The 1,328-nt window shown below is 79.6% G+C and carries 1 protein-coding gene; it reads left to right on the top strand.

Going from position 1 to position 1,328, the window contains the following annotated elements:
- Window positions 1–1,328, top strand: a 1,328-nt coding sequence (locus CTKZ_RS20400) for a bifunctional ADP-dependent NAD(P)H-hydrate dehydratase/NAD(P)H-hydrate epimerase (RefSeq protein ID WP_148090539.1), incomplete at both ends; no start/stop codon positions are given.

The raw sequence follows: 1,328 nt of genomic DNA on the forward strand, positions 1-1,328 counted from the left end.
GCCGGGAACAACGGGGGAGACGCGCTGCACGCAGGCGCCCTGCTCGCGCGGCGCGGTGCGCGCGTGCGGGTGGTCGCGACCGCGGACCGGCTGCACGAGGGCGGCCTCGCGGCGCTCCGGGCCGCCGGCGGACGGGTGCGGGGGCTCGTCGACGACGCGTCGGGGACGGGCGGGCCGTGGCCCGTGGTGACGGTCGCGGGAGCGGTCGACGAGGTCCTGGCCGCGGACGTCGTGCTCGACGGCGTGCTGGGGATCGGGGCACGCGGCGGCCTGCGCGGACCGGTCGCGTCGCTGGTCGAGGAGGTCCGCGCCGCGACCGGCGACGTGGACGGCCCGGTGGTCGTCGCGGTCGACCTGCCGTCCGGCATCGGCGTGAACGACGGGACCCGCACCGGCGCTGTGCTCGACGCCGACGTCACGGTGACGTTCGGCGGGGCCAAGCCCGGGCTGCTGCTGCCGCCCGCCGCCGCGTCGACGGGCCGCGTCGAGGTCGTCGACCTCGGTCTGGACCTGCCCGAGCGGCCCGACGTCGCGACCCTCCACACCGACGACGCGGCAGCCCTGTGGCCCGTGCCCGTGCGCGACGCGCACAAGTACTCGCGCGGCGTGGTCGGGGTGGTGGCGGGGACCCGCACCTACCCGGGAGCGGCCGTGCTCGCGGCGTCGGGTGCGGCGCTCGCGGGCGTCGGCATGGTCCGGTACGTCGGCGACGCGGGCGACGCCGTGCTCGCCGCCCGGCCGGAGGTCGTCGTCGGACCCGGCCGGGTGCAGGCCTGGGTCCTCGGGCCCGGGGTCTCGCCCGACGACGCCGCCCAGCGGCGACGCGTCCAGCGGGCGCTCGAGGGCGTGCTGCACCGCGGCGAGGCGGCGGTCGTCGACGCGGGCGCGCTCGACCTGCTGCCCGAGCGGGTCGGCGCGCACGTCGTCCTGACGCCGCACGCGGGTGAGGCCGCCCGGCTCCTCGCGCAGCGCGGTGTCGACGTCGAGCGGGCGGACGTCGAGGCGGAACCGCTGAGGTGGGCACGCGAGACGCACGACCGCACCGGCGCGACCGTGCTGCTCAAGGGTGCGACGACGGTCGTCGTCGGGTCGCACGGTGTCGTCTACGCGCAGTCGGACGCGCCGCCGTGGCTCGCCACCGCGGGCGCCGGCGACGTGCTCGCGGGCCTGCTCGGGGCGCTGCTCGCGGGACGCGTCGAGGACGTGCACGGCGACGCCACGCTGGCCCCCGCGCTCGCGGCGACCGCCGCGCTCGTGCACGGGCGGGCCGCGGACCGGGCCAACCCCGGCGGGCCCGTCACCGCGCTCGCGGTCGCGCACGCGCTGCC

Source organism: Cellulomonas algicola, from assembly GCF_003851725.1.
GTDB classification, from domain to species: domain Bacteria; phylum Actinomycetota; class Actinomycetes; order Actinomycetales; family Cellulomonadaceae; genus Cellulomonas; species Cellulomonas algicola.